Source organism: Agromyces sp. NPDC029043 (genome assembly GCF_055564615.1).
On the sequence record NZ_JBVHVX010000007.1, the window covers coordinates 17,789 to 43,974 of the forward strand.

Annotated in this window: 25 protein-coding genes; 21 read left to right on the plus strand and 4 right to left on the minus strand. The window is 71.7% G+C overall.

Annotation, left to right across the window (positions count from 1 at the left end; translation table 11 throughout):
- Positions 1–124: 124 nt before the first annotated feature.
- Complete coding sequence (locus ACZ4TW_RS10620; protein WP_465542687.1) at positions 125–538, minus strand: DUF4870 domain-containing protein; 414 nt, start codon at positions 536–538, stop codon at positions 125–127.
- Between the two features lie 207 nt (positions 539–745).
- Here ACZ4TW_RS10620 and hrcA point away from each other — a divergent pair, with 207 nt between their 5' ends.
- The 13 genes from hrcA to leuA all read left to right on the plus strand — a co-directional run bounded on the left by hrcA (position 746) and on the right by leuA (position 14,118).
- A complete protein-coding gene (gene hrcA / locus ACZ4TW_RS10625; RefSeq protein ID WP_465542688.1) occupies positions 746–1,765 on the plus strand; it encodes a heat-inducible transcriptional repressor HrcA in 1,020 nt (339 codons plus the stop codon).
- Between the two features lie 61 nt (positions 1,766–1,826).
- Positions 1,827–2,927, plus strand: coding sequence for a molecular chaperone DnaJ (gene dnaJ / locus ACZ4TW_RS10630; protein WP_465542689.1), 1,101 nt, complete (start codon positions 1,827–1,829; stop codon positions 2,925–2,927).
- Between the two features lie 25 nt (positions 2,928–2,952).
- Entirely contained in the window at positions 2,953–3,687 is a 735-nt protein-coding gene (locus tag ACZ4TW_RS10635; protein WP_465542690.1) for a 16S rRNA (uracil(1498)-N(3))-methyltransferase, read from the plus strand.
- 24 nt (positions 3,688–3,711) lie between these two features.
- Entirely contained in the window at positions 3,712–4,068 is a 357-nt protein-coding gene (locus tag ACZ4TW_RS10640) for an HIT domain-containing protein (RefSeq protein ID WP_465542691.1), read from the plus strand.
- A 76-nt stretch (positions 4,069–4,144) separates the two neighbouring features.
- Positions 4,145–5,179: a PhoH family protein gene (locus ACZ4TW_RS10645; RefSeq protein WP_465542864.1), complete on the plus strand. Its 1,035-nt coding sequence runs from the start codon at positions 4,145–4,147 to the stop codon at positions 5,177–5,179.
- Between the two features lie 10 nt (positions 5,180–5,189).
- Positions 5,190–5,651, plus strand: a complete 462-nt coding sequence (ybeY, locus tag ACZ4TW_RS10650; protein ID WP_465542692.1) for an rRNA maturation RNase YbeY — start codon at positions 5,190–5,192, stop codon at positions 5,649–5,651.
- A gap of 2 nt (positions 5,652–5,653) precedes the next feature.
- A complete protein-coding gene (locus ACZ4TW_RS10655) occupies positions 5,654–6,973 on the plus strand; it encodes a hemolysin family protein (protein WP_465542693.1) in 1,320 nt (439 codons plus the stop codon).
- Complete coding sequence (era, locus tag ACZ4TW_RS10660; RefSeq protein ID WP_465542694.1) at positions 6,970–7,863, plus strand: GTPase Era; 894 nt, start codon at positions 6,970–6,972, stop codon at positions 7,861–7,863. The genes ACZ4TW_RS10655 and era overlap by 4 nt, the downstream gene beginning before the upstream one ends.
- A 100-nt stretch (positions 7,864–7,963) precedes the next feature.
- Complete coding sequence (locus ACZ4TW_RS10665; RefSeq protein ID WP_465542695.1) at positions 7,964–9,166, plus strand: sensor histidine kinase; 1,203 nt, start codon at positions 7,964–7,966, stop codon at positions 9,164–9,166.
- On the plus strand, positions 9,163–9,831 hold the full coding sequence (locus ACZ4TW_RS10670) for a response regulator (RefSeq protein WP_465542696.1): 669 nt from the start codon (positions 9,163–9,165) through the stop codon (positions 9,829–9,831). The genes ACZ4TW_RS10665 and ACZ4TW_RS10670 overlap by 4 nt, the downstream gene beginning before the upstream one ends.
- 91 nt (positions 9,832–9,922) lie before the next feature.
- The gene (locus ACZ4TW_RS10675; RefSeq protein WP_465542697.1) at positions 9,923–10,684 is read left to right on the plus strand and encodes an ABC transporter ATP-binding protein; all 762 of its coding nucleotides are present in this window, start codon (positions 9,923–9,925) and stop codon (positions 10,682–10,684) included.
- Positions 10,681–12,081: an ABC transporter permease gene (locus ACZ4TW_RS10680; protein ID WP_465542698.1), complete on the plus strand. Its 1,401-nt coding sequence runs from the start codon at positions 10,681–10,683 to the stop codon at positions 12,079–12,081. The genes ACZ4TW_RS10675 and ACZ4TW_RS10680 overlap by 4 nt, the downstream gene beginning before the upstream one ends.
- Positions 12,082–12,342: 261 nt before the next feature.
- The gene (leuA, locus tag ACZ4TW_RS10685; protein ID WP_465542699.1) at positions 12,343–14,118 is read left to right on the plus strand and encodes a 2-isopropylmalate synthase; all 1,776 of its coding nucleotides are present in this window, start codon (positions 12,343–12,345) and stop codon (positions 14,116–14,118) included.
- A gap of 76 nt (positions 14,119–14,194) precedes the next feature.
- Here leuA and ACZ4TW_RS10690 read toward each other — a convergent pair whose 3' ends face one another.
- Both ACZ4TW_RS10690 and ACZ4TW_RS10695 read right to left on the minus strand, forming a co-directional pair.
- Positions 14,195–14,854, minus strand: a complete 660-nt coding sequence (locus ACZ4TW_RS10690; protein ID WP_465542700.1) for a trimeric intracellular cation channel family protein — start codon at positions 14,852–14,854, stop codon at positions 14,195–14,197.
- A complete protein-coding gene (locus tag ACZ4TW_RS10695) occupies positions 14,851–15,639 on the minus strand; it encodes an SDR family oxidoreductase (protein ID WP_465542701.1) in 789 nt (262 codons plus the stop codon). Before ACZ4TW_RS10695 ends, ACZ4TW_RS10690 begins: the two co-directional genes overlap by 4 nt.
- A 103-nt stretch (positions 15,640–15,742) precedes the next feature.
- Here ACZ4TW_RS10695 and recO point away from each other — a divergent pair, with 103 nt between their 5' ends.
- The 3 genes from recO to ACZ4TW_RS10710 all read left to right on the plus strand — a co-directional run bounded on the left by recO (position 15,743) and on the right by ACZ4TW_RS10710 (position 18,033).
- A complete protein-coding gene (gene recO / locus ACZ4TW_RS10700) occupies positions 15,743–16,480 on the plus strand; it encodes a DNA repair protein RecO (RefSeq protein WP_465542702.1) in 738 nt (245 codons plus the stop codon).
- Positions 16,477–17,289, plus strand: coding sequence for an isoprenyl transferase (locus ACZ4TW_RS10705; protein ID WP_465542703.1), 813 nt, complete (start codon positions 16,477–16,479; stop codon positions 17,287–17,289). The genes recO and ACZ4TW_RS10705 overlap by 4 nt, the downstream gene beginning before the upstream one ends.
- A 78-nt stretch (positions 17,290–17,367) precedes the next feature.
- The gene (locus ACZ4TW_RS10710; protein ID WP_465542704.1) at positions 17,368–18,033 is read left to right on the plus strand and encodes a DsbA family oxidoreductase; all 666 of its coding nucleotides are present in this window, start codon (positions 17,368–17,370) and stop codon (positions 18,031–18,033) included.
- A gap of 104 nt (positions 18,034–18,137) precedes the next feature.
- Here ACZ4TW_RS10710 and ACZ4TW_RS10715 read toward each other — a convergent pair whose 3' ends face one another.
- A complete protein-coding gene (locus ACZ4TW_RS10715; protein WP_465542705.1) occupies positions 18,138–18,623 on the minus strand; it encodes an aminoacyl-tRNA deacylase in 486 nt (161 codons plus the stop codon).
- A gap of 93 nt (positions 18,624–18,716) precedes the next feature.
- Between ACZ4TW_RS10715 and dusB the strand changes: the two genes are divergently transcribed.
- The 5 genes from dusB to ACZ4TW_RS10740 all read left to right on the plus strand — a co-directional run bounded on the left by dusB (position 18,717) and on the right by ACZ4TW_RS10740 (position 26,186).
- On the plus strand, positions 18,717–19,871 hold the full coding sequence (gene dusB / locus ACZ4TW_RS10720) for a tRNA dihydrouridine synthase DusB (RefSeq protein WP_465542706.1): 1,155 nt from the start codon (positions 18,717–18,719) through the stop codon (positions 19,869–19,871).
- 4 nt (positions 19,872–19,875) lie between these two features.
- Positions 19,876–21,135 (plus strand): deoxyguanosinetriphosphate triphosphohydrolase, encoded by a 1,260-nt coding sequence (locus ACZ4TW_RS10725; RefSeq protein ID WP_465542707.1) that lies wholly within the window; start codon positions 19,876–19,878, stop codon positions 21,133–21,135.
- A gap of 48 nt (positions 21,136–21,183) precedes the next feature.
- The gene (gene dnaG / locus ACZ4TW_RS10730) at positions 21,184–23,166 is read left to right on the plus strand and encodes a DNA primase (RefSeq protein WP_465542708.1); all 1,983 of its coding nucleotides are present in this window, start codon (positions 21,184–21,186) and stop codon (positions 23,164–23,166) included.
- Between the two features lie 204 nt (positions 23,167–23,370).
- The gene (locus ACZ4TW_RS10735) at positions 23,371–25,008 is read left to right on the plus strand and encodes an ABC transporter substrate-binding protein (protein WP_465542709.1); all 1,638 of its coding nucleotides are present in this window, start codon (positions 23,371–23,373) and stop codon (positions 25,006–25,008) included.
- An 86-nt stretch (positions 25,009–25,094) separates the two neighbouring features.
- Complete coding sequence (locus ACZ4TW_RS10740; protein ID WP_465542710.1) at positions 25,095–26,186, plus strand: ABC transporter permease; 1,092 nt, start codon at positions 25,095–25,097, stop codon at positions 26,184–26,186.

Here is a 26,186-nt window from a genome sequence, read left to right on the forward strand (position 1 = left end):
GCGCCATCCTTCCTCCCCGCATCGCCCCCGCCCGGCCTCTGCCCCCTCCCCCCCCCCCCCCCACCCCCCCCCCCCCCCCCCCCCCCCCCCCCCCCCCCCCCCCCCCGAGCCGTCCTGCGGCGCCCTACTTGATGAGGCGCACCGCGAAGGGGTAGCGGTAGTGGCGCCCCTCCTTGGCCTGCAGGAACGCGATGATCGAGAAGACCACGCCGAGCACCCACGGGATCCAGGTGAGGAACGAGAGGAAGGCGCCGAAGCCGAACGTCACGACCGTGAGGAAGGTCACGACGATCCAGAGCGCGATCGTGGCGAACAGCAGCGTGATCTGGAAGTTCAGGGCCTCCTTGGCCTCGGTGTTGGTGAAGGAGCCGCGGTCCTTGAAGACGAGCCAGATGATGAGCGACGGCAGGATGCCGAGGATGCCGCCGAGGTGCGCGAACGACCCCCACTGGACGTCCTGCTCCTGCGAGAGCGGGGCGGCCGGTGCCGGCTGCGGGCCGGCGTTGGGATCGTGCGGGGGGACGTTGGGATCGGTCATGTGCGTGCCTTTCGGATCGGACGCGGGCACCTCGAACGGGGCGGGGGTGCATCGGGTGGGTGCGCGCGACGTTGCACACGCTACTGCCGTGCCGTTCGGGCGGGCAACGGTGCGAGCCCTGAATGTCGCGGTAGGATTGGCAGTCACGGGAACCGAGTGCTAAGCGCCGGTCCGCCGCCGTCACGCCGGTCGAGGGAAGCGAGGGCCATGGTCTCCGAACGCAGTCTCGCCGTGCTCCGCGCGATCGTGCAGGACTACGTCGCGTCCCGCGAGCCCGTGGGCTCGAAGACGATCGTCGAGCGTCACCACTTCGGCGTGTCCGCGGCGACCATCCGCAACGACATGGCCGTGCTCGAGGAGGAGGAGCTCATCGCGGCTCCGCACACCTCGTCGGGCCGCATCCCCACCGACAAGGGCTACCGGGTCTTCGTCGACCAGCTCGCCGACGTCAGGCCGCTCACGACGGCCCAGCGGCAGGCGATCGAGACGTTCCTCGGCGAGTCCAACGACCTCGACGAGCTGCTCGCCCGCACCGTGCGATTGGTCGCGCAGCTCACGCGCCAGCTGGCGGTCGTGCAGTACCCGAGCTTCCAGCGCGCTCGCGTGCGCCACGTCGAGCTCGTCTCGCTCGCGCCGACGCGCGTGCTGTGCATCCTCATTTCCGACACGGGGCAGGTCGAGCAGCGACTCGCCGAGCTCGACCAGCCCGCCGACGAGGAGACGCTCGGCCGGCTCCGCAACCGGCTGAACGAGGTCGCGGCGGGCCTGACCATGACCGATGCCGCGGCGGCGCTCTCCGTCGAGACCGAGACGGCCGACCGGGCCCACGCCGAGGTGCTCCGCACCCTCGCGGCGACGCTCGCCGACCAGGCGAAGTTCACCCGAAGCGATCGGCTCGTCGTCGCGGGCGCCGCCAACCTGGTTCGCACCGAGCAGGACTTCGCCGGCAACATCCTCGGCGTGATCGAGGCCATCGAGGAGCAGGTCGTGATCCTGAAGCTGTTCGGCGAGATGACCTCCGAGGAGGGCATCGCGGTCCGGATCGGCCGCGAGAACGCCGCGTACGGCCTCGGCGAGACCTCCGTCGTCTCGAGCTCGTTCGAGATCCCCGGCCGCGACGTGTCGCGGCTGGGCATCGTGGGTCCGACCCGCATGGACTACTCCCAGAGCATGGCCGCCGTGCGCGCCGTGGCTCGCTACCTCTCGCGCACGCTCGGCGAGAGCTGACTCGACCGGAGCCGCCCGAGTCGCGGCATCCGTCACCGCAATCGAAAGGAACCCGCCCCCTGTGGCCGACCACTACGAGGTCCTCGGCGTCTCGCGCGACGCCACCCCCGACGAGATCAAGAAGGCGTACCGCCGCCTCGCCCGCGAGCTCCACCCCGACGTCAACCCGGGCGCCGAGGCGTCCGAGCGGTTCAAGCAGGTCACGCACGCCTACGACGTGCTCTCCGACCCGAAGCAGCGCCAGCAGTACGACCTCGGCGGTGGCCAGGGCGGGTTCAACGGCGCCGGCTTCGGCGGGTTCGGCGACATCTTCGAGACGTTCTTCGGCGCGGGGCAGGCCAGCCGCGGGCCGCGTTCGCGTCGCGAGCGCGGCCAGGACGCGCTGATCCGCCTGGAGGTGAGCCTCGACGAGGTCATCTTCGGCACGCACCGCGACCTCGAGGTCGACACCGCGGTCACCTGCGAGACCTGCCATGGCTCGTGCTGCCAGCCCGGCACCTCGCCCGTCACCTGCGACATCTGCGGCGGCACCGGCCACATCCAGCGCTCGGTGCGCTCGCTGCTCGGCAACGTCATGACCTCGAGCCCCTGCGGCTCGTGCCGCGGCTACGGCACGATCATCGCGACGCCGTGCGTGACGTGCCAGGGGCAGGGTCGCGTGCGCGCGCGCCGCACCGTGCCCGTCGACGTGCCGGCCGGCGTCGACACCGGCGTGCGGCTGCAGATGCCGGGTTCGGGCGAGGCGGGCCCCGCCGGCGGCCCGAACGGCGACCTGTACCTCGAGGTCAAGGTGCGCAACCACGAGGTGTTCAGCCGCAACGGCGACGACCTCCTCTGCACCCTCGAGGTGCAGATGACCGATGCCGTGCTCGGCACGACCGCGACGGTCGAGGCGCTCGACGGCGACGTCGACCTCGAGCTGAAGGCCGGCGTCCAGAGCGGGGAGATCCTCACGGTGAAGGATCGCGGCATCACGCACCTGCGCGGCGGCGGGCGCGGCGACCTCAAGGTCGCGGTGCACGTCGTGACGCCGACCAAGCTCAGTCACAGGGAGCGCGAGCTCGTGCAGCAGCTCGCGAAGGCGCGCAAGGCGCAGCCGCCCCAGCTCGGGCACTTCCAGCAGGGCCTGTTCGCGCGGCTGCGCGACCGGTTCCTGGGCTGACGGCGTCGGCCGAGCGGATGCCGCGATGAGCAGCCTGTACCTCGACGAGTCGCTCGACCTCGACCGGGTCGGCCGCGGCGACGCCGTCGCGCTCGAGGGCGACGAGGCGCGCCATGCGGTCACGGTGGCGCGCGTGCGCGTGGGCGAGCGGGTGTCGGTCGGCGACGGCCGGGGGCGGATCGTGACCGGTGCGGTGACCTCCGCCGAGGGCCGCCGGCTCGAGCTCGAGGTCGACGACGTGCGCGACGTTCCCTCGCCGGCGCCGCGGCTCACGCTCGTGCAGGCGCTCGCGAAGGGAGACCGCGACGAGCTCGCGGTGCAGGCGGCGACCGAGCTCGGCGTCGACCGCATCGTGCCGTGGGCCGCCGGCCGGTCGGTGTCGCGCTGGGACGGCCCCAAGGCGGAGAAGGGCCGGTCCCGCTGGTCGAGCATCGTCCGCGAGGCCGTCAAGCAGTCCATCCGCGCCCGCATCCCGGCGGTCGAGCCCGTCGCGTCGACGCGCGAGCTGCCGGCACGACTCGAGGGCGAGCGGATGCTGCTGCTCGTGCCCGGCGCGGAGACGGCGCTGTCCGGCATCCGCCCGGACGGCCGCGATCTCGCGCTCGTCGTCGGGCCCGAGGGCGGCATGGATCCGGCCGAGATCGAGCGCCTGCGCGAGGCGGGCGGCGAGCCCGTCCGGCTCGGCGACGGAGTGCTGCGCACCTCCACCGCAGGGCCCGCGGGGATCGCGGTGCTGTCGGTGGCGCTCGGGCGGTGGTGAGCCATCCGTCGCTACGATGGAGCAATGAGCGGAACCGCCGAACCCACGGTCTTCGAGCGCATCGCGGCGGGGGAGATCCCCGCGCGGATGGTGGTGGAGACCGATCGCGTGATCGCGTTCCACGACATCGCCCCGCAGGCGCCCGTGCACGTCATCGTGACGCCTCGCGACGGTCGCCACCGCGACGTCGTCGAGCTCGCCGCCGCCGATCCCGAACTGCTCGCCGAGCTCGTCGCGGTCGCCAAGCGCATCGCCGACGACCTCACCGACGGCGAGTTCCGGCTCATCTTCAACACCGGTCCCGCCGCCGGCCAGACGGTCTTCCACGTGCACGCGCACCTGCTCGGCGGCGGCCTCAAGGAGGGATCGCTTGCCGGCTGACGACGCGGGCGAGAACCCGCTTCCCGCTTACCAGCTGCAGCCCGACGAGGAGCGGCTCCGCATCGACGGCATCGCCATGGTGCGCCTCCTCGGTCCGCAGGATCGCCTCCTCACGAGCATCGAGCGCGAGTATCCCGGCGTCGCCGTGCACGTGCGCGGCAACGAGATCGCCATCCGCGGCGAGGCCGGCGACCGTTCCCGCGTGCGCCGCCTCATCGAGGAGCTCCTCGAGCTCGTCCGAGGCGGCGAGGACCCGACGCCCATCGAAGTGAGGAGCTCCGCCCGAATGCTCGACGCCGATCCGGCCGCCCGACCGTCCGACACGCTCGGCCAGGTCATCGTCTCCAGCCGCGGCAAGTCGATCCGTCCGAAGACGGAGGGCCAGCGCTCCTACGTCGACGCGATCGACGAGCACACCATCGTGTTCGGCATCGGCCCGGCGGGCACCGGCAAGACCTACCTCGCGATGGCGAAGGCCGTGCAGGCGCTGCAGCGCAAGGAGGTCAACCGCATCATCCTGACGCGTCCGGCGGTCGAGGCGGGGGAGCGGCTCGGGTTCCTCCCGGGCACGCTCACCGAGAAGATCGACCCCTACCTCCGGCCGCTCTACGACGCGCTCAACGAGATGATGGACCCCGAGATCGTGCCGAAGCTGCTCGCGTCGGGCACCGTCGAGGTCGCGCCGCTCGCGTACATGCGCGGGCGCACGCTGAACGACTCGTTCGTGGTGCTCGACGAGGCGCAGAACACGACGCCCGAGCAGATGAAGATGTTCCTCACCCGCCTCGGGTTCGGCTCGAAGATGGTCGTGACCGGCGACGTCACGCAGGTCGACCTGCCGGGCGGCTCGTCGGGCCTGCGGCTCGTCACGCGCATCCTCGACGACGTCGAGGACATCCACTTCGCCCGGCTCACGAGCGACGACGTCGTGCGCCACTCGCTCGTCGGGCGCATCGTCGACGCCTACACCGAGTACGACCAGCGCCAGCAGGCCGCCCGCTACGAGCGCGAGCAGGCGCGCGAGTTCGCCAACCGCGCGGAGCGCCGCAGCGCCGAGCGCCGCACCGCGCCCGGCCCGCGCGACCACCTCCCCCGGAAGAGACAGCCTTGAGAGGAGCGTCGTGAGCATCGAGATCAACAACGAGTCGGCGATCGCGGTCGACGAGGCGGCGCTGCAGCGGCTCGCGGTCTACGCGCTCGACGCGATGCACGTGCATCCCGACGCGGAGCTGGCGATCGTGCTCGTCGACGAGGGCGCGATGGAGCAGCTCCACGTGCAGTGGATGGACGAGCCCGGGCCCACCGACGTGCTGAGCTTCCCCATGGACGAACTGCGTCCGGGCACCGAGGACCAGCCCGCCCCGCCGGGGCTGCTCGGCGACGTCGTGCTGTGCCCGCAGGTCGCCGAGTCGCAGGCGAAGACCGCCGGCCACGGCCTGCTCGACGAGCTGCTGCTGCTGACGACCCACGGCATCCTGCACCTGCTCGGGTTCGACCACGCCGAGCCCGACGAAGAGAAGGAGATGTTCGGGATCCAGCGCGACATCCTGGTCGGCTTCTCCATGCAGGAGCGCCGCCGCTGACCATGCTGCCCTGGCTCTTCCTCGCGGCCGCGTTCGTGCTCGTCGCGTTCGGCGGCCTGATGGCCGCCGTCGACGCCGCGATCGGGGTGACGTCGCGGGCCGACATCGTCGACCTGTCGATCGGGGCGCGCGCCGCGCGGTCGCTCCGTGCGATCGCCGACGACACAGGTGCGCACGTCAACGCCGTGAACTTCATGCGCATCCTCGCGGAGACGACCGCGGCCGTGCTCGTGACGCTCGCGTTCACGTTCTTCCTCGACGACGTCTGGCTCGTCCTCCTCGTCTCCGCGCTCGTCATGACGGCGGTGTCGTTCGTGCTCGTGGGCGCGAGCCCTCGCAGCGTCGGCCGCGCCCACCCGGGCACGGTGCTGCGGCTCTCCGCACCGCTCGTGCGGTTCGTGCGCGTCCTGCTGGGTCCGTTCGCGAACGCGCTGGTCTCGCTCGGCAATCGCGTGACGCCGAGCCGGATCCGGTTCGCGGGCGTGTCGAGCGAGGAGCAGCTGCTCAGCATGGTCGACGAGGCCACCGAGCTCGAGGTCCTGGAGCAGGGCGACCGCGAGCTCATCCACTCGATCTTCGAGTTCAACGACACGCTCGTGCGCGAGGTCATGGTGCCCCGCACCGACATGGTCACGATCGAGACGACCGCGCACCTGCCGCAGGCGATGGCGCTCTTCCTCAAGGCGGGCTATTCGCGCATCCCCGTCGTCGACCGCGAGGCCGACGACGTGGTCGGCATCCTGTACCTGCGGGACCTCGCGCGGCTCGGCTTCGAACGCCCGCTCGACGCCGAGACGCTCACGGTCGGCGAACTCGCGCGTCCGGCCGCGTTCGTGCCCGAGTCGATGAAGGCCGACCGGCTGCTGCGGCAGATGCAGCTCGAGTCGAACCACCTGGCGATGGTCGTCGACGAGTACGGCGGCATCGCGGGCCTTGCCACCATGGAAGACCTCATCGAGGAGCTCGTGGGCGACATCGCCGACGAGTACGACCGCGAGGCCGCGCAGGTCGAGGAGCTCGGCGAGGGCCGATACCGCGTGAACGCGCGCCTGCCGGTCGATGAGCTCGGCGAACTCTTCGGGCTCGACCTCGAAGACGAGGATGTCGACTCCGCCGGCGGCCTGCTCGCCAAGGAGCTCGGCCACCTGCCGCAGCGCGGCGACCGCGCCATGGTGAGCGGGCTCGTGCTCGAGGCCGAGCGCACCGAGGGGCGCCGCAAGCGCATCGCCACGATCCTCGTCGAGGCCGACCAGGCGCTCATCGACGTGCGCGCCGCGTTCGCCGGCGACGAGGCAGGCGCAGACCAGGGGGAGCGGGCATGACCGATTACCGCGCAGGATTCGTCTCGTTCGTCGGGCGCCCGAACGTCGGCAAGTCGACGCTCACGAACGCGCTCGTGGGCGAGAAGGTCGCGATCACGAGCTCGAAGCCGCAGACCACGCGTCGCGCCATCCGGGGCATCGTGCACCGACCGTACGGTCAGCTCATCGTCGTCGACACGCCGGGCCTGCACCGCCCGCGCACGCTGCTCGGCGAGCGCCTCAACTCGCTCGTGCAGTCCACGCTCGGCGACGTCGACGTCATCGGGTTCTGCGTGCCGGCGAACGAGGCGATCGGCCCGGGCGACCGGTTCATCAACGAGCAGCTCGACCAGTACCCGCGGGCGAAGAAGGTCGCGATCGTGACCAAGACCGATGCCACGGGCCGCGCCAAGGTCGCCGAGCAGCTGCTCGCGGTGTCGCAGCTGCGCGAGTGGGACGCGATCATCCCGGTCTCGGCACCGAAGGGCGAGCAGCTCGACGTGCTCGTCGACGAGCTGCTGGAGCTCATGCCGCAGTCGGAGCATCCGCTGTACCCGGCCGAGACGACGACCGATGAGGAGACGACCGAGCGCATCGCCGAGTTCGTGCGCGAGGCCGCCCTGGAGGGCGTCTCCGACGAGCTGCCGCACTCGATCGCGGTGACGGTCGACGACTGGGTCGAGCGCGACGACAAGGATCTCGTGGAGATCTACGCCAACGTGTACGTCGAGCGCGACAGCCAGAAGGGCATCATCATCGGCAAGGGCGGCGCGCGCCTCCGCGAGGTGGGCGAGCGCGCCCGTGCCCAGATCGAGCAGCTGCTCGGCCGCAAGGTGTACCTGGCGCTGCACGTGAAGGTCGCCAAGGACTGGCAGCGCGACCCGAAGCAGCTGGGCCGGCTCGGCTTCTGACCTCCGCCCGGCCTGCCGTGCTCGCACGCGGCATCCGTCCGGAGGATGATTCCGGCGTGACCGGGAGTGCCCGGCGCCGCCGACCGCGTACCGTGGATCGATGAGCTCCTCCCAGCGGACGATCCTCGTCGTCGACGGCATCCTCGCGGCGCTGTTCCTCGCGGTCTGCTCGCTCTACGCGTTCGTCGGCGGACCGCCCGACCTCGTCGTCGTCGTCCTGTTCGCCGCAGCGCTCACCCTGCGCCGCGTCGCCCCCGGCGCCGCGCTCGTGGTGGCGTGGGTGGCCGCGTGCGCCCAGATGCTCATGCTGCGGGACCTGCAGCCGGCGGATGCCGCGGTGTTCGTCGTCGTGTACTCGACCGCCGCCTACGGCTCGCGCGCCGTCCGGTGGTGGGGCCTCGGCTCGGCGGGAGCCGGCGCGCTGCTCGCGACGGTCTACCTGGGATTCGTGGTGCCGCTCGTGGAAGGCGCCGGCATCGTGCCCACGGTCGATCTCGCCGGTCGGCTGATGTGGGGCGCCATCCTGTTCGGCGCGGCGCTGGCCGGCCTCGTGCTCGCGTGGACGATCGGGCTGCTGGCCCGCACCGTGCGCGACTCGCGCGAGCAGCGCCGGCGCGCCGAGCTCGATCGGCGCGAGCGGGAGCACGCCGAGTACCGGTACGTGGTCGAGCAGGAGCGCACGCGCATCGCGCGCGACATGCACGACGTCGTCGCGCACTCGCTCGCCGTCGTGATCGCGCAGGCCGACGGTGCGCGGTTCGCCGCGCGAACGCGCCCGGCGGCGGCCGTCGAGGCGCTCGAGACGATCTCGGGGGTGGCGCGCGGTGCGCTCGGCGACGTGCGACTGCTGCTCGGCGAGCTGCGCCACCGGGAGGGTTCGGCGCCGCAGCCCGAGCTCGACGACCTCGACGACCTCGTCGACCAGGTGCGCGGCGCCGGACTCGACGTGCGTCGCGTCGACCGCGGGGAGCGGGTGCCGCTCGGAGCCGGCCACCAGATCGCGGTGTACCGCATCGTGCAGGAGGGGCTGACGAACGCGCTCCGGCACGGCGATACGGCCCAGCCGGTCGACCTCGAGCTGGAGTGGGACGCGAACGGCGTCGCGGTCACGGTCGAGAACGCGGTCGCGGCGACCTCCGATGAGGCGCAGTCCGCTCCCGTGGAGGCGGCGAACGGGCCGCGGCACGGCATCCCCGGCATGCGCGAACGCGCCGAGCTGGCGGGCGGCACGTTCGCCGCCGAGGCGAGCGCCGATGGTCGCTTCCGCATCGCGGCGCGGATCCCCGCCGGGGCGGCGTCGTGAGCGTCATCCGCGTCGCCCTCGTCGACGACCAGGCGCTGTTCCGGGCGGGCGTCCGCATGCTCGTGGAATCGCAGCCCGACCTCGCGTTCGCGGGCGACGCCGCCGACGGGCGGGCGGCGATCGCCTTGGCCGAGCGCAGCCGGCCCGACGTGATCCTGATGGACGTGCGGATGCCGCAGCTCGACGGCATCGCCGCGACCGAGCGGATCCTCGCCGACGCCGACCGCGACGGCCGCGAACCGCCCCGGATCATCGTGCTCACGACGTTCGACCTCGACGAGAACGCGGCGCGCGCGATCCGCGCGGGCGCGAGCGGCTTCGTGCTGAAGGACGCCGATCCCGAGTTCCTGCTCGCCGCCATCCGCACCGTGCACCGCGGCAACGCGGTCATCGCCGCCAACGCCACGCTCGGACTCCTCGCGAATGCCTCGCAGGGGGGCGGCCGGCGTGCGGCGCCGGCGGCATGGGCCGACCTCACGGCGCGCGAGCGCGAGATCTTCGCATTGGCGGCCAGGGGGCTCTCGAACGCCGAGATCGCGGCATCCGAGTTCCTCGGCGAGGCCACGGTCAAGACGCACGTGAGCCGCGTGCTCGCCAAGCTCGGCCTGCGCGATCGCGTGCAGCTCGTCGTCTTCGCGTACGAGCACGACCTGACCGCCGGCTGAGGCGGGCCGCTGCGAGGTCATCCGAGCGGATGACGCGGGCGCGACGCGCGACGGACGCGGGAGCCGGCGCCGCGTTCGTAGCGTCGAGGACATGCAGATCCAACCTTCCGACCTCGGTCTGGTCGCCCGCGTCGCCGGGCTCGGCAAGCAGTACGGCACCGGCGCCGGCGGCGTCACGGCGCTCCACGACGTCTCGCTCGGCCTGCGGCGCGGCGAGTTCACCGCGATCATGGGCCCGTCCGGCTCGGGCAAGTCCACGCTCATGCACATCATGGCCGGCCTCGACACGCCGACGTCGGGCCGCGTATGGCTCGGCGACACCGACATCACCGAGCTCCCGGATGGCGCGTTGACGGTGCTGCGCCGCCGCCGCGTGGGCTTCGTGTTCCAGTCGTTCAACCTCGTGCCGACGCTCGACGTCGAGGGCAACGTGCTGCTGCCGTTCGAGCTCGACGGCCGGCGTCCGAGCCGCGACGAGCGAGCGCGCATCGACGGACTGATCGAGCGGCTCGGCCTCGGACCGCGCCTGCGCCATCGGCCGCACGAGCTCTCGGGCGGGCAGCAGCAGCGCGTCGCGATCGCCCGCGCGCTCGCCACGCGCCCGGATCTCGTCTTCGCCGACGAGCCGACGGGCAACCTCGACTCGCGCACCGGGCGCGAGGTGCTCGCGATCCTCGCCGATGCGAGCCGCGAATCGGGCCAGTCGATCGCGATGGTCACGCACGATCCGATCGCGGCCAGCCACGCCGACCGCATCCTGTTCCTGGCCGACGGCCGGATCGTGCGCGACGCCGCTCGATCCACCGCCGAGGAGATCTCGACGTACATGCTCGCCATGGAGCGTGCCGCGTGATCCGGCGGCTCCTCGCCGAGCATGGGCCGACGCTGCTCGTCGCGACGCTCGCGTCGTCGTTCGGCGTGGCACTCCTCCAGGTCACCGGCTACCTCGGCTCGGCGATCCGCGCCGACGACGTCACCGGTGAAAGCGGCACGGCCGCCATCATGGTGCAGATCGCCGCGTGGGTCTTCATCGTGATCGCGATCTACGTCAGCGCGATCGTCACCTCGAACACCGTCGCGACGGTCGTCGCCGGCCGCACGCGGCTGATCGCGCTGCTCCGGCTCGTCGGGTCGAGCGCCCGCGCTCAGCGTGCCGCGATCGCGCGCGAGGGACTCGTGATCGGCGCGATCGGCGCGATCGCGGGCGTGCTGGTCGGCACCGGCACGGCGATGCTCCTCGCCGAGCTCGCTGCGGCGGCCGACGTCCTGCCGCGCGTCGAGCACGCATGGGCGGATGCCTCGGTGCCGGCGCCCGCCGTCGTGGCCGCCCTCACCACGTGGCTCGCGGCCTGGGTCGGCTCGCGCCGCGTGCTCGCGGTGCGCCCGGCGGAGGCGCTCGGCACCGCGGCGGAGGCGTCGCGCGACGAGCTCGCGGCACGGCGCGGCCGAACGGCGACCGCCGCCGTGCTCGCCGGTGTCGGGCTGTTCCTGCTGCTCGGGGGCGTGGCGCTCGGCCTCGTGACCCCGCTCGGGGTGCTCGTCGGCCTGCTCGGCGGCATCCTCTCGTTCACCGGCATCGTGCTCGGCGCGCACGTCGTCATGCCGCCAGTGCTGCGGCTCGTCGGGCGGACACTCGGCAGCTCGCCGGCCGCGCGCCTGGCCGCGGAGAATGCGGTGCGCCACCCCGAGCGCAGCTCGCGCATGACGATCGGGCTCGTGATCAGCGTGACGCTCGTCACGATGTTCGCCGTCGCGATGGAGTCGTACCGCACGCTGCTGCTCGCGGCGACCGACGACCGGCCCGAGATGCGCGCCGCCATCGAGGAGATGGTCGCGGCGACCGTCGCGGTGTTCAGCATCCTCGTCGGCTTCAGCGCGGTGATCGCCGCGATCGGGCTCGTCAACACGCTCTCGCTCAGCGTGCTGCAGCGCACCCGCGAGCTGGGGCTGCTGCGCGCGCTCGGCTTCGAGCGGCGGCAGCTCCGGACGATGGTCGTCGCCGAGGCCGCCGCGCTGACGGCCGCCGCGACGGCGACCGGCCTCGTGCTCGGCGTGTTCTACGGCTGGGCCGGCGCGCAGTCGATGCTCGGCAGCGTGCAGGGGGAGCCGCTCGTGATCGCGCCGACGATCCCGTGGGGCGTCGTCGCGGTGCTCGTCGGTGCCGCCGCGGTGCTCGCCGTCGTCGCGTCGCTCGCGCCTGCGCGGCGTGCGACGCGGGTCTCACCGGTGACGGCGCTCGCGGTCGACTGAGCGCGGTCGGGACGGCGAGCGGATGACGCGTGGCGGGTGCCGTGGCCTGGGGGGCGGCACCCGCCACAGCGCGTGCGGCGCGCGGCCGCGCCATCCGTCGACGTCATCCCGTTGCGCGCGCACTGCGGGGCGATGTTAGCCTTGGTTCGTGCTTCACGGCCTGCTTCTCCTTAGCTGCCGCAGCGAGTCCTAGTTCACAGGCCTCCCTCGCTGCGGAGTTCGTCGTCGGCTGAAACCCCCGAATAGCGAGAAGAGCACCCAATGCAGAACCAGCAGAAGCCGTCTCCGATGCCCGTGCATCGGTACCGCCCGTTCCACGAGCAGATCCGCGTCGACCTGCCCGACCGCACGTGGCCGTCCACGCGCATCGAGAAGGCGCCGCGCTGGTGCGCGGTCGACCTGCGCGACGGCAACCAGGCCCTCATCGACCCGATGAGCCCCGAGCGCAAGCGCATCATGTTCGACCTGCTCGTCAAGATGGGCTACAAGGAGATCGAGGTCGGCTTCCCGTCGGCGAGCCAGACCGACTTCGACTTCGTCCGCAGCCTCATCGACGAGGGCGCGATCCCCGACGACGTCACCATCCAGGTGCTGACGCAGGCGCGCGACCACCTGATCGAGCGCACGTACGAGTCGATCCGCGGCGCCAAGCAGGCGATCGTGCACCTCTACAACTCGACCAGCGTGCTGCAGCGCGAGGTCGTCTTCCGCACCGACAAGCAGGGCATCATCGACATCGCCCTGCACGGCGCCCGCAAGTGCCGCGAGATGGAGGCGACCGTGCCCGGCACGACCGTCTACTACGAGTACTCGCCCGAGAGCTACACCGGCACCGAGCTCGAGTTCGCGGTCGACGTGTGCAACCAGGTCATCGAGGTCTTCGAGCCGACGCCCGAGCGGAAGGTCATCATCAACCTGCCCGCGACCGTCGAGATGGCCACGCCCAACGTGTACGCCGACTCGATCGAGTGGATGTCGCGGCACCTCGCGCACCGAGAGAACGTGATCCTCTCGCTGCACCCCCACAACGACCGCGGCACCGCGATCGCGGCGGCCGAGCTCGGATACATGGCCGGCGCCGACCGCATCGAGGGATGCCTGTTCGGCAACGGCGAGCGCACCGGCAACGTCGACCTCGTCGCGCTGGGCATCAACCTGTTCACCCAGGGCATCGACCCGCAGGTCGACTTCTCGAACATCGACGAGGTCAAGCGCACCGCCGAGTACTGCAACCAGCTGCCGGTGCCCGAGCGCAGTCCGTGGGCGGGCGACCTCGTCTACACCGCGTTCTCGGGCTCGCACCAGGACGCGATCAAGAAGGGCTTCGAGGCCATGGAGGCGCGCGCCGACGAGCGCGGCGTCTCGGTCGACGACCTGCAGTGGGCCGTGCCGTACCTGCCGGTCGACCCGAAGGACCTGGGCCGTAGCTACGAGGCCGTCATCCGCGTCAACTCCCAGTCGGGCAAGGGCGGCGTCGCCTACCTGCTGAAGACCGACCACGCGCTCGACCTGCCGCGTCGCCTGCAGATCGAGTTCTCGGGTGTCGTGCAGGCCAAGACCGACGCCGAGGGCGGCGAGGTCACGAGCGAGCAGATCTGGTCGATCTTCACCGACGAGTACCTGCCCGCGCCGCAGGACCGTCCCGACGAGAAGTGGGGCCGGTTCGAGCTGCTGTCGCTGCGCACCGAGAGCGACCTCACGGGCGACGTGCGCGTGCGCGTCGGACTCCGCGACGGCGACGAGCGCGTCGACGCCGACGGCTCGGGCAACGGTCCGGTGGCCGCGTTCCTCTCGGTGCTCGCCGCCGAGGGCGTCGACGTGCGCGTCCTCGACTACAGCGAGCACGCGCTCTCGGCCGGGGGCGACGCCCTCGCCGCGGCGTACGTCGAGTGCCAGGTCGACGGCCGCACCCTGTGGGGCGTCGGCATCGACGCCGACATCTCGACCGCGTCGCTGAAGGCCGTCGTGTCGGCCGTCAACCGGGCGCTGCGTGCGGCGCGCGTGCGCGAGGAGGCCCAGGCGCCGGCGCTCGCCTGAGGCGGCCTTCGACGTCCGAGCGGGCGGGTGCGGCATCCGTCGCCCCGCCCGCTTCGCATGCCGGAACCGCCGTCGTTCAGGCGCGGCGCCAGACCCGCCAGCTCGCGATCGCCCGCTGCTCGGGCAGGCTCCAGCCGAATCGCACCGAGCCGAGCCGGATCACCGTGGTCACGACGACGCACGCGATCGCGGCGACCGTGATGTTCGCACCGAGCGCGACGAGCACGACGATGAGGACGGTGCCTGCTCCGGCCGCGACGGCGTAGAGCGAGCCGACGTGCATGAGGGCGATGGGCAGGTTGAGCGAGACGTCGCGCAGGATCGACCCGCCCACGGCCGACACCACGCCGACGAAGACCGCCGGGACCTCGGGCACGCCGTAGGCGAGCGCCTTCGTGGTCCCGATCGCGGCGAAGAGCCCGATGGTCACGGCGTCGAGCGCGATGATGAGCGGATTCAGCCGCGTGAACAGGCGCAGCAGCGCCATCCCGAGCAGCGCGGCCACCGTCGCGACCACCAGGTACCAGTTGCTCTGCATCGCCGCCGGCAGCTGGTTCAGCAGGATGTCGCGGAGCAGGCCGCCGCCGAGCCCGACGAGGATGCCGATCAACGCGACGCCCAGGAGGTCGAGCCGTCGCTCCTTGAGGCGACCGGCGAACATCGCCCCCTGGAGTGCGCCGATCCCGACCGCCGCGAGGTCGGCCCACAGGGGGATCTCGAAGGGCGCGACCGTCATTGCCCGGTCGTCCCACGCGGGTCGGGGTGCGCTGCGGCGGCGGCGCGCGACGCGAGGAACTGCTCGAACGTGACCCGGCCGTACGGCTCGCCGGGCACGAGGTTCGCCCCGGAGGAGAACGCGGCGAAGCGGGTGCCGGGGAGCCGGAACTGCATCGTGGGGCGATGCGAGCCGCGAGCGGCGAGGTAGGCGCGTGCCAGGTCGCGGGCCGGGCGCACCTCGGGACCTCCGATGTCGGGCGCGAGGCCCGCGGGATCGGTGTCGAGCAGCTCGAGGACGCGGCGTGCGACTTCGTCGGCCGCGATCGGCTGGAACGAGAACGCCGGTGCGAAGACCACGGGGGAGAATCGCTGGACGCCGAAGAGCGTCGCGATGAAGTCGTGGAACTGCGTCGCGCGCAGCACCGTCCACCGCAGCCGCGACTCCCGGATGATCTGCTCGGAGTTGCGCTTGCCCGCGTAGTACGCCAGCGGGATGCGGTCGATGCCGACGATCGACGTGTACAGGATGCGGGGCCGGCCCGAGCGCTCCGCCGCCTGCACGAGCGTGCGGGTGATCTCGGTGTCGTCGCGGAGCGTGGTCGCGAGGTGGAGCACGGCGCGGACGCCCTCGAGCGCCGCCTCGACGCCCTCACCCGTGGCCAGGTCGCCCCGGACGGTGCCCGGCGCGCCGCTCCGGCTGAGGATGCGGATGTCGTCGCCGCGGGCAGCGAGCGCGCGGACGACCGCACGGCCGAGGGTGCCGGTGCCTCCCGTGACGAGGACGGGTGCGGACGCGATGGTCACCGCACCATTCTGCCGTGTCATCCGGCACCACTCCGCCGTGTCATCCGCCCGCCGGGCCGCCGCCGTCGGACGGCGTGGGGGTGGACGGTGGGAGAATCGACGGGTGCCCGTGTACCGAGATGACGCCGTCGTGCTGCGCACCCACAAGCTGGGCGAGGCCGACCGCATCGTCACGCTGCTCACGCGCCGCCACGGCAAGATCCGCGCCGTCGCACGAGGCGTCCGGCGCACGGCGTCGAAGTTCGGCTCACGGCTCGAGCCCTTCATGGTCGCCGACCTGCAGCTCTACGAGGGCCGCACGCTCGACGTGATCACGCAGGCCGAGTCGATCGGCGCGTACGGCGCCGAGATCAGCCAGGACTATGCGGCCTACACCGCCGCGAACGCGATGGTCGAGGCCGCCGATCGGCTCACCGAGGCCGAGGGGTCGCTGCAGCAGTACCTGCTGCTGGTCGGCGCCCTGCGCTCGCTCTCACGCAGCGAGCACGGCCCGGCGCTCACGCTCGACTCGTACCTGCTGCGCGCGCTCGCGATCGCGGGGTGGGCGCCGACGTTCGCCGACTGCGCCCGTTGCGGCCGCGAGGGCCCGCACACGGCGGTCGTCGTGCAGCTCGGCGGTGTGGTGTGCGACGAGTGCGCGCCGCCGGGAACGCCGCGCATCGCGCCATCCACCGTCGGCCTGCTCGGTGCGCTGCTCGCCGGCGACTGGGACGTCGCCGAGGCCGCCCCCGAACGCGACCGGGCGCAGGCGAGCGGTATCGTCGCCGCGTACGCCCAGTGGCACCTCGAGCGCGGCCTCCGCTCGCTCTCCCACGTCTCCCGAGAAACGGCCCAGCAGTGACCCCCAAGCCCTACACCCACAAGGATGCGGTGCCCTACCGCCCGATCGACTGGACGGGTCTCTACCCGCCCGCGATGCCGAAGGGCGCCGTGCCCGAGCACGTCGCCATCGTCATGGACGGCAACGGCCGATGGGCGAACCGGCAGGGGCTCACGCGCATCGAGGGGCACAAGGCCGGCGAGGCGGCGCTGCTCGACGTGGTCGCCGGGGCCGTGCAGATCGGCGTCAGGCATCTCTCGGTGTACGCGTTCTCGACCGAGAACTGGAAGCGCTCGCCCGACGAGGTGCGCTTCCTCATGGGCTACAACCGCGACGTGCTGCACCGGCGTCGCGACCAGCTCAACGAGTGGGGCGTGCGCATCCGCTGGGCGGGCCGCAAGCCCAGGCTGTGGCGCTCGGTGATCGACGAGCTGCAGTTCGCCGAGAAGCTCACGGCCGGCAACGACACGCTGACGCTCACGATGTGCGTCAACTACGGCGGACGGAACGAGCTCACCGATGCGGTGCGCTCGATCGCCGACGACGTGGCATCCGGCCGGCTGCGCCCCTCGGCGGTGTCCGAGAAGCTCATCCAGAAGCGGCTCTACGTGCCCGACCTGCCCGACGTCGACCTCTTCGTGCGCAGCTCGGGGGAGCAGCGCACGTCGAACTTCCTCCTCTGGCAGTCGGCGTACGCCGAGATGGTCTTCCTCGACACGCTCTGGCCCGACTTCGACCGCACCGAGCTGTGGCGTGCGATCGAGCTCTACGCGTCGCGCAACCGCCGGTTCGGCGGCGCGGTCGACGCGCCCGATGCGGCCACGGTCTGAGCCCGGCTGCTCCTCAGCCGTGTGCACCTGGATGCATGCATGGGAATACGGATGCCGCGCGGCCCGTTGGCCCTCGTCGTGACGTCCCCCATCAAGATCGACATCTGGTCCGACATCGCCTGCCCCTGGTGCTACATCGGCAAGCGCCATCTCGAAGCCGGCATCGCCGCGCTCGGCACCGACGCGCCCGACGTGGAGATCGAGTACCACTCGTTCGAGCTCGCGCCCGACACGCCCGTCGACTTCGAGGGCAGCGAGGTCGACTTCCTCGCCGGGCACAAGGGCATCGCGGTCGAGCAGGCGCGCATGATGATCGACCGCGTGACGGGCGTCGCCGCCCAGGCGGGACTCGCCTACGACTACGACGCGCTGCAGCACACCAAGACGCTGAAGGCGCACGAGCTGCTGCACTTCGCGAAGGAGCAGGGTTTCCAGCTCGCGCTGTCGGAGCGGCTGTTCCGCGCCTACTTCACCGAGGGCCGGCACGTCGGCCGCGTCGACGAGCTCATCGAGCTGGCCGCCGAGGTCGGACTCGACGCGGACGCCGCCCGTGAGGCGCTCGAGTCGGGCCGGTACGGGGCGGCGGTGCAGGCCGACATCGCGCAGGCGGGTGTGTACGGCATCCCGGGCGTGCCGTTCTTCGTGTTCGAGGGCAAGTACGGCGTGTCCGGTGCCCAGCCCGCCGAGGTGTTCGCCCAGGTGCTGACGCAGGTCGCCGGCGAACGCGACGAGGCGGCGGCGTGAACGACGCCGTCTCGCCGTTCACCATGCTCGGTGGCGCGGGCGTCGTCTGCGAGGGCGACGTGTGCGAGATCCCCCCGGCCGCCGCTCCGCCCGTCGAGTAGGCGCTACTCGGGGTCGCTGATGTCGGCGACCGTCGCGTCGAACGCGCGCACGAGCGCGTCGGCGTCGACGAAGAGGCTGCGACCGTGCTCGCCGGCTCCCATCGAGACGCGGCGGCCCGGGATCGTCGCGTCCACGACGACGGGCCACGCGTGCGTCGAGCCCAGCGGGGTGATCGTGCCGCGCTCGTACCCGGTCGCCGCCAGGGCCAGCGAGGCATCCGGCAGTTGCAGCTTGTTGACGGAGAGCAGCGCACGCAGCTTGGGCCAGCTGATCTTGCGGCCGCCCGGCACCAGCGCGAAGACGTAGGTGTCGTCGCTGCGCTTCACGACGAGCGACTTCACGATGTCGGCCGGAGTGATGCCCATGAGCTCGGCGGCCTCCTCGAGGCTGCGCGCGGCGGGGCGCTCGATGACGTCGACGTGGAGGCCGCGAGCCGCGGCATCCGCCTGCACCCGCTCCACGCCGGTGAGCCCCTCGAACGCGGTCATGCCGTCCTCCACAGCGCAGCCATGACGGCATCCTAGGCCGAGCCGGGATGCCGCCGGGCCGGAGCCCCGCGACGTCTGGGAGAATCGAAGGCGATGCCAACGACCACGACCCCCGCCCGCCCGCTCACGATCGGCGGCCTCGAACTCGAGGTGCCGGTCGTGCTCGCACCCATGGCGGGCATCACCAACACGGCGTTCCGGCGGCTCTGCCGCGAGTTCGGCGCCGGCCTGTACGTCAGCGAGATGATCACGAGCCGCGCCCTCGTCGAGCGCACGCCCGAGTCGATGCGCCTCATCACGCACCACGAGTCCGAGACGCCCCGCTCCATCCAGCTGTACGGCGTCGACCCGAAGACGGTCTCCGAGGCGGTGACGATGCTCGTCGCGGAGGATCGCGCCGACCACATCGACCTCAACTTCGGCTGCCCGGTGCCCAAGGTCACGCGCAAGGGCGGGGGAGCGGCGCTGCCCTGGAAGTCCGGCCTGTTCCGCGGCATCGTCGAGGGCGCGGTGAGGGCGGCGGGCGACGTGCCGCTCACGATCAAGATGCGCAAGGGCATCGACGCCGACCACCTCACCTACCTCGAGGCCGGCCGCATCGCCGAGGGCGCCGGCGTGGCGTCGATCGCGCTGCACGCACGTACGGCGGCAGAGTTCTACTCGGGCCACGCCGACTGGTCGGCGATCGCGCAGCTGAAGCAGGCCGTCACGAGCGTCCCCGTGCTGGGCAACGGCGACATCTGGTCGGCCGATGACGCACTGCGCATGGTCGAGGAGACCGGATGCGACGGGGTCGTCGTGGGTCGCGGCTGCCTCGGCCGTCCGTGGCTGTTCGGCGACCTCGCGGCGGCGTTCCGCGGCCATGCGGCGAAGGCCGAGCCGAGCCTCGGCGACGTCGCGCGCACGTTCCGCCGGCACGCCGAGCTGCTCACCGAGTTCTTCGACAGCGAGGAGCGCGGCTGCCGCGACATCCGCAAGCACGTCGCCTGGTACTTCAAGGGCTATCCCGTCGGCGGCGACCTGCGGGCGCGGCTCGCGACCGTCGAGTCGCTCGCGCAGCTCGACGAGCTGCTCGGCACGCTCGACTGGTCGATGCCCTACCCCGGCGAGGGGGCCGAGGGCCCCCGCGGCCGCGCGGGCACGCCGAAGAACCCAGCCCTGCCCGACGGATGGCTCGACTCGCAGGAGCTCGCCGGGCACGATCGCACCACCTTGGTCGACGCCGAACTCGACACGAGCGGCGGCTGACCGGGTGCGCGACCGACTCTTCGGCGGCTACGACGAGGTCGACGCCGAACGCTTCCTGCCCGAGCAGCACGAGAACCGGCGCCGGAGCGACTTCGCGCGGGACCGCGCTCGCCTCGTGCACTCGAGCGCGCTCCGGCGTCTCGCGGCGAAGACGCAGGTGCTCAGCCCGACGGCGGGGCTCGACTTCGCACGCAATCGGCTCACGCACTCGCTCGAGGTGGCGCAGGTCGGCCGCGAGCTCGCGAGCAGCATCGGGCTCGACCCCGACGTGGTCGACACCGCCTGCCTCGCGCACGACCTCGGGCACCCGCCGTTCGGGCACAACGGCGAGCGGGCGCTGAACGCGTGGGCCGCCGACATCGGCGGCTTCGAGGGCAACGCGCAGACGCTGCGGATCCTCACGCGGCTCGAGCCGAAGGTGTTCTCGCCCGAGGGGCGTCCGCTCGGGCTCAACCTCACGCGCGCGAGCCTCGACGCGAGCTGCAAGTACCCGTGGCCCGAGGCCGCCGGTGTCGGCGACCCAAGCGGACGCAACAAGTTCGGCTTCTACGCCGACGACCTCGACGTGTTCTCGTGGATGCGTCACGGCGCTCCCGAGCGGCGGCTCTGCATCGAGGCGCAGGTCATGGACCTCTCCGACGACATCGCCTACTCGGTGCACGACTTCGAAGATGCGATCGTCGGCGGGTACATCGACGTGGCCGCGCTCGGTCGCCGCGTCGACCACGACGAGCTCGTCACCTCGATGTACGAGTGGATCGGCGGCGCCATCGGCCACGACGAGCTCATCGCCGCGTTCGACCGGCTCGACTCGCTCGACGTCTGGATCTCGTCGTGGACCGGCAGCCGCGGCGACCAGGCGGCACTGAAGAACCTCACGAGCCAGCTCATCGGGCGGTTCGCGCACGCCGCGACCGAGGCGACCCGTGCCCATCATCCCGTCGCGAGCCTGATCCGGTTCGACGCCGACGTCGTCGTGCCCCGCGACGTCCAGGCCGAGATCGCCGTCCTCAAGGGCATCGTGGCGGCATTCGTGATGTCGAAGAACACCCGGCAGCCGATCTACAGCCAGCAGCGAGAGGTCCTCGCCTCGCTCGCCGACACCCTCTGGGAGACCGGCGAGGCGCACCTCGACCCGGGCTTCGCGGAGGACTGGCGGGCGGCGGCCGATGACGCGACGCGCAGGCGCGTCGTCGTCGACCAGGTCGCCAGCCTCACCGACCAGTCGGCCATCGCCTGGCACGAACGGCTGGCGCAACGATGACGTGCGCGACGGGCCGCGCCGCGGCATCCGGGGAATAGGATCGGAACCATGGCGGGCCGCATTCGACAGAGCGATGTCGAGGAGGTCAAGGCCCGCACGAACATCGCCGACATCATCGGCGAGCACGTCTCGCTGAAGTCCGCGGGGGTGGGTTCGCTCAAGGGGCTCTGCCCGTTCCACGACGAGCGCAGCCCCAGCTTCCACGTCACGCCGCAACGCGGGTTCTATCACTGCTTCGGCTGCGGCGAATCCGGCGACGCCTACACGTTCCTGCAGCGCATCGACCACGTCTCGTTCACCGAGGCCGTCGAGCGCCTCGCGGGCCGCCTCGGGTACGAGCTGCACTACGAAGACGGCGGTCCGGCCGCCGACCACGGCAACCGAGCACGGCTGCTGGCGGCCAACCAGGCGGCGGCGGAGTTCTTCGTCGAGCGGCTCACGTCGCCCGAGGCCGAGGTCGGCCGCCGGTTCCTCGGCGAGCGCGGCTTCGACGCCGCGGCCGCGGCGCACTTCGGCGTCGGCTTCGCCCCGAAGAGCTGGGATGCGCTCACCGACCACCTGAGGGCGCGCGGGTTCACGACCGAGGAACTGGCGGCGGGCGGGCTGGTCTCCCAGGGCGACCGCGGCGTGTACGACCGGTTCCGCGGACGGCTCATCTGGCCGATCCGCGACGTCACCGGGCAGACGGTCGGGTTCGGAGCGCGGAAGCTGCTCGACGACGACCCCGGCCCGAAGTACCTGAACACCCCCGAGACGGCGATCTACCACAAGGCGCAGGTGCTCTATGGGCTCGACATCGCCAAGCGCGACATCGCGAGGACCCACCGCGTCGTGGTCGTCGAGGGCTACACCGATGTCATGGCGTGCCACCTCGCCGGAGTGACCACCGCGATCGCGACGTGCGGCACGTCGTTCGGCGTCGACCACATCAAGGTGCTCCGTCGCGTGCTCGGCGACGACTCGGGCGTGGGCGAGGTCGTCTTCACGTTCGACGGCGACGCGGCCGGGCAGAAGGCCGCGATGCGCGCGTTCGCCGAGGAGCGGCGATTCGCGGCCCAGACGTTCGTCGCCGTCGCGCCCGACGGGCTCGACCCGTGCGACCTGCGCCTCGCCCGGGGCGACGGGGCGGTGCGCTCGCTCGTCGAGGCCAAGACGCCGATGTTCGAGTTCGTGATCCGCCACACCCTGTCGCGGTTCGACCTCGAGACCGTCGAGGGCCGCGTGGCCGCGTTGCGCGCCGCCGCGCCGATCGTGGCCGACCTGCGCGATCCCGCGCTGCGGCCCGGGTACACGCGCGAGCTCGCGCGCATGCTCGGCATGGAGCTCGGCGAGGTCACCCGGGCGGTGCGCGATGCCGGGCCGCGCGAGCGCCCCGCAGACGGACGCGATCGCGGCGCCGACGGGCAGCGGGATCGTGCGGGCGAGGGGCGCGGCACGCGATCCGATCCCCGCATGCCGCCCGGGGCTCGCGACGCCGGGGCGGTCGCCCGACCAGGGGATCCGCGCGAGGCCGCCGCCGCGACATCCGATCGGCCGTTCTCGATCGTGCAGCTGCCGAACGACCCCGCCACGCGGCTCGAACGCGATGCCCTGCAGGCGATGCTCCAGTACCCCGAGTCCGTCGGCGACCACCTCCTGCGCCAGGGGCTCGACTGCCGATTCGGCAACGCCACCCTCGCGGTCGTGCGCGACGGCATCGCGTCGGCGTTGGCGGCCGGCGCGGCCGGCCGCGCCGCGACGACCACCACCACGCTGACCGTCGACCGCGTGGTCGCCGAGGTGCCCCCGTCCTTCGCGACGGTGGTGCAGCAGCTCGCCGTGCTGCCGGTCCCGCAACGCGGCGACGCCGAGCTGGCCTCGTACGTCCGGGGCGTGGTCGGCGGGCTCGTCGACCGCGAGCTGTTGCGCCAGAAGCAGGAGCTGCTCGGTCGGCTCCAGCGCAGCGACCCCGCCGACCGGACCACGTTCACCGCGATCCAGCGCGCCCTCGTCGACCTCGAACGCGAGCGGCGGGAACTGCGCGGCGACTGAGGCCGCGCGGCATCGCTGCTCGGGCGCTCGCCCGCCTCGATCGTTCGTGCGCAGATGAGCGCAACGTTGCAGATCGGTCACATTCGCGACTCCGCGGGGGTGCAGCCCCGAACGGGGGAGGCTGCGTGTGCTACGCCTGAGGGATACATGATCGCGATGCGGCGACCCCGCGCGCGATCTCCCGACAGGAAGAGGTAGACGGATATGGCATCCGCATCCATGCACCGCCGGCGCGGCATCGCCCTCGCCGCGGGCTTCTCCGCCGCGGCACTCGTGCTCGCGGGCTGCGCCGCCGGCGGCGGCGACGACGAGGACTCGGGCGACGCCGGCACGCTCACGATCGGCACGACCGAGCAGATCACGGCGCTCGACCCGGCGGGTTCGTACGACAACGGCTCGTTCGCGGTGATGAACCAGGTGTACCCGTTCCTCATGAACACCCCGTACGGCAGCCCCGACGTCGAGCCCGACATCGCGGAGTCGGCCGAGTTCACCTCGGATTCGGAGTACACGGTCACCCTCAAGGAGGGCCTGACCTTCGCCAACGGCAACGAGCTCACCTCGTCCGACGTGAAGTTCACGTTCGACCGCCAGCTCGCGATCGCCGACCCGAACGGCCCGTCCTCGCTGCTCTACAACCTCGAGAGCGTCGAGACGCCCGACGACCTCACGGTCGTGTTCAAGCTCAAGTCGCCGAACGACCAGATCTTCCCGCAGATCCTCTCCAGCCCGGCCGGTCCGATCATCGACGAGGATGTCTTCTCGCCCGACGAGCTCACCTCCGACGACGAGATCGTCGAAGGCGAGGCCTTCGCCGGCCAGTACACGATCACCAACTACCGCTTCAACGAACTCGTGTCCTACCAGGCGAACCCCGACTACCAGGGCATCCTCGGCGAGGCGAAGACCGACACGGTGAACGTCAGCTACTACACCGACGCGTCGAACCTGAAGCTCGACGTCCAGGAGGGCAACGTCGACGTCGCGCACCGCACGCTCAGCGCGACCGACATCGAGGACCTCCGCGGCAACGACAACGTCAAGGTCATCGACGGCCCCGGCGGCGAGATCCGCTACCTCGTGTTCAACTTCAACACGATGCCGTTCGGCGCCGAGACCGCCGAGGCCGACCCGGCCAAGGCGCTCGCCGTCCGCCAGGCGATCGCCCACCTGATCGACCGCGACGCGATCTCCGAGGACGTGTACAAGGGCACCTTCACGCCGCTGTACTCGTACGTTCCCGAGGGCCTGACCGGCGCCAACGAGGCGCTCAAGGGCCTCTACGGCGACGGCAACGGCGCGCCCGACCCCGACAAGGCCACCGAGGTGCTCGAGGCCGCCGGCGTCACGACGCCGCTGGACATCAGCATCCAGTACGTCGCCGAGCGCTACGGCCCGTCGTCGTCCGACGAGTACGCCATCATCAAGGACAACCTCGAGTCGAGCGGGCTCTTCACGGTCAACCTCCAGTCGACCGAGTGGGTCCAGTACTCCGAGGACCGCGTCGCCGACCTGTACCCGGCGTACCAGCTCGGCTGGTTCCCGGACTACTCGGACGCCGACAACTACCTCACGCCGTTCTTCCTCACGGAGAACTTCCTCGCGAACCACTACGACAACCCCGAGGTCAACGACCTCATCCTGCAGCAGGCCGTGACGGCCGACCCCGCCGAGCGCGAGGCGCTCATCGGCGAGATCCAGGACAAGGTCGCGGCCGACCTGTCCACGATCCCGTACATGCAGGGTGCGCAGATCGCGGTGGTCGGGGCCGACGTCGAGGGCGCCGAGGAGACGCTCGACGCCTCGTTCAAGTTCCGCTACGCCGCGCTCTCGAAGGGCTAGGCACGGGCTAGAGTCGTTGAAGCTCGACGACGGGGGCGATCTGCTACCGCGGGTCGCCCCCGTTCCCCTGTAGCCCTGAGGAACCCATGAGCACTGCTGACACCATCTCCACGGCGGAGGGCCCGGCCGCCGGCCGCCCGAAGCCGAAATCCCAGGGAGGCGGCTTCGGCCGGTACCTCCTCATCCGCTTCCTGCTGATCTTCCCGACGATCTTCATCCTCGTCACGGTCGTCTTCTTCCTGGCCCGCACGACGGGCGATCCCATCACCGCCGCCCAGGGCGGCCGGCTCGGACCGGAGCAGCTCGCCGAACTCCGCGCCGCGGCGGGGTACGACCGGCCGCTCATCGTCCAGTACCTCGAGTACCTGGGCCAGCTCGCCACGGGCGACTTCGGGTCGACGGCGACCACGAACCGTCCCGTGATCGAGGTGCTGCTCACCTACGGGCCGGCGACGTTCGAGCTGGTGTTCTACTCGCTCATCGTCGCGTTCGCCGTCGGCATCCCGCTGGGACTGCTCGCGGCCTACCACCGCGAGAAGGCCCAGGATGCGATCTTCCGCGTCCTCGCGATCGTCTGGTACGCCGTGCCGATCTTCTTCGCCGGCCTGCTCCTCAAGCTCGTGTTCGGCGTGTGGCTCGGATGGTTCCCCATCGCCGGCCGCGCCAGCGTCCGCTCCGAGATCGAGATGGAGTCGCTGCCCAACGCGACCGGCTTCTACACGATCGACGCACTCCTCACCGGCAACCCCCAGGTGCTCATCGACGTGCTCTCGCACGCGGTGCTCCCCGCCATCGCCCTGGGCCTGCTGACTGCTGGCATCTTCCTCCGGCTCGTGCGGACGAACGTGATCGGCACCCTCGCGACCGACTACGTCGACGCGGCCCGTTCGCGCGGCGTCGCGGAGTCGCGGCTGTTGCGCAAGCACGCGTACCGGCCGGCGCTGATCCCGATCATCACGGTGATCGGCCTGCAGATCGCGCTGCTGCTCGCCGGCGCGGTGCTCACCGAGACCACGTTCGAGTGGCGCGGGCTGGGCTTCATCCTCGCCGAGTTCCTCGAGTCGCGCGACTTCGTCGCCGTGCAGGGCATCGTCGTCCTGCTCGCGGTGATCGTCGCCGTGACGAACTTCATCGTCGACATCATCGCGGCGTTCATCGACCCGAGGGTGAGGTACTGA